Origin of the sequence: Roseivivax isoporae LMG 25204 (assembly GCF_000521865.1) — a bacterium.
In the GTDB taxonomy this organism is placed as follows: Bacteria; Pseudomonadota; Alphaproteobacteria; order Rhodobacterales; family Rhodobacteraceae; genus Roseivivax; species Roseivivax isoporae.
In genome coordinates, this window is sequence record NZ_JAME01000096.1 from 1 (window position 1) to 2,110 (window position 2,110).

At 73.3% G+C, this 2,110-nt stretch carries 3 protein-coding genes; all 3 read left to right on the forward strand.

Annotation, left to right across the window (positions count from 1 at the left end; all coding sequences use genetic code 11):
* Positions 1-1,011 (forward strand): dihydroxyacetone kinase subunit DhaK (locus RISW2_RS22665; protein WP_043775606.1); only part of this gene is annotated, 1,011 nt, incomplete at its 5' end.
* 3 nt (positions 1,012-1,014) lie between these two features.
* Complete coding sequence (gene dhaL / locus RISW2_RS22670; RefSeq protein ID WP_043775608.1) at positions 1,015-1,644, forward strand: dihydroxyacetone kinase subunit DhaL; 630 nt, start codon at positions 1,015-1,017, stop codon at positions 1,642-1,644.
* 42 nt (positions 1,645-1,686) lie between these two features.
* A partial coding sequence (locus RISW2_RS22675) for a DAK2 domain-containing protein (protein ID WP_043775610.1) occupies positions 1,687-2,110 on the forward strand: 424 nt, incomplete at its 3' end.

A 2,110-nucleotide genomic window follows, 5' to 3' on the forward strand; every position in this document is an offset into this window, starting at 1 on the left:
ATGCAGAGATTCAAGAACGATCCGGACGAGATTGTTGACGAGACGGTTCGTGGTTTTGTGCGGGCGCATCGCGACCTTGTGGGGCTGCATCCGGGCAACGACCGGGTGGTGGTTGCGCGCGGGGTTCCGCGGCGCGGCCGGGTCGGCATCGTGACCGGCGGCGGCTCGGGCCACGAGCCGGCGTTCCTGGGCTATGCGGGCCGCGGCATGGTCGATGCGGTGGCGGTGGGCGAGCTGTTCTCGTCGCCGACCGCGAAGGCGTTCCTCGAGGCGGTGCGCACCGCCGATGGCGGGGCCGGGGTCTGCGTGCTCTACGGCAACTATGCCGGCGACAACATGAACGTGAAGATGGCGCAGCGCATGGCGGCGAAGCAGGGCATCGAGGTCCTGACCGTGGTGGCCAACGACGACGTCCTGTCGGCGCCGCCCGACCAGCGCGGGAAGCGCCGCGGCGTCGCGGGCGAGATCCTGATGTGGAAGGTGGGCGGCGCGCGGGCGGCCGAGGGCGGCACCGCCGAGGAGGTCCGCGCCGCGGCGCAGAAGGCGATCGACGCCACCCGGTCGGTCGGCGTCGGGCTCGCGCCCTGCACGCTGCCCGCCAATGCCGGCCCGAACTTCGAGATCGCGCCGGGCAAGATGGAGATCGGCATCGGCCATCACGGCGAGCCGGGCACCGAGGTCGTCGACCTGGCCCCGGCCGACGCGGTGGCCGACCGGATGCTCGACGTGGTGCTGGAGGACCACGACCTGTCCGGGGGCGACCGCGTCTGCGTGCTGCTCTCGGGGCTCGGCGCCACGCCGGTCAACGAGCTCTACGTGCTCTACGACCGGATCGAGCGGCAGCTCGAGGCGAAGGGCATCGGCACGCACCGGGCCTTCGTCGGCAACTACTTCACCTCGCTCGAGATGACGGGCGCGACGCTGACCATCATGAAGCTCGACGACGAGCTGACCCGGCTGATCGACGCCGAGGCGGTGTCGCCGGGTCTCGTCGTGCGCAAGGAGGCCTGAGCCATGGCGACGCTGAAGAACGCGGGCGGCGGCGCGATCGTCCGCCGGATGGCGGACACGATCGTCGAGAACCGCGGCTACCTGTCCGAGATCGACGGCAAGATCGGCGACGGCGACCACGGCAACAACATGGCCAAGGGCTTCGGCCGGGCGCGGGACCGCATCGCGGACACCGACACGCTGTCGGGCGCGATGCACACGCTGGCCGACGTGCTCATGGGCGAGATCGGCGGCTCGATGGGCCCGCTCTACGGCATGATGTTCGACGACATGGCCAGCGCGGTCGAGACGCTGGAGCGGATCGACAGGGCGGCGTTCGGCAGGATGCTGAAGGCGGGCCAGGAGGGCGTCATGGCGATCGGCGAGGCGAAGCGCGGGGACAAGTCGCTCCTCGACGCGCTGATCCCGGCGGTCGAGGCCTTCGAGGCGGACCCGGGGGAGCTGTCCTCCGCGCTCGCGGCGATGAAGGCCGCCGCCGAACGGGGCCGGGACGAGACGCGGGACATGGTCTCGCGGATCGGCCGCTCGAGCCGGCTCGGAGAGCGCTCCCGCGGCGTGCTCGACGCCGGGGCGACCTCGTGCTGCATGATCCTGTCGGTGCTGGCCGACGAGACCCGTGCGCGCCTCGCCTGATCGCGTCTTGCCCCAAGCCGCCGGGCCCGCCATGACGGTGTCATGACCGGTGACATCGACTCCGCCCGCATCATCCTGTGGCTCGACCTGAGCGCGCAGGCGCTCGACGCCGCCCGCGCCGCCCTCTCCGACCTCGACGGGGCGGTCGGCGACGGGGACCACGGGCGCAGCATGGCCGAGGGCATGGCCGCCGCGGCGGCGGCCGTCCGCGCCCGCGGCGACGCCGCCCCCGCCGAGCTGTTCCGCGACGCGGGCAGCGCCTTTCTCGGGCGGGTGGGCGCGACCGTGGGGCCGCTCTACGCCTCCGCCTTCTTCCGGTGCGCCGGGGCCGCGCCGACGGTGCCCGCGCTGCTGGGCGCGATCTGCGACGGGATCGCGGCGCGCGGCGGTGCCAAGCCCGGGGACTGCACGATGGTGGACGCCTGGCACCCCGCGGCCCGCGCCGCCCGGGCCGCGTCGGACCGGG

Excerpts from the sequence above, each read along its gene's own strand:
- dhaL (WP_043775608.1), top strand. The coding sequence starts at position 1,015 with ATGGCGACGCTGAAGAACGCGGGCGGCGGCGCGATCGTCCGCCGGATG.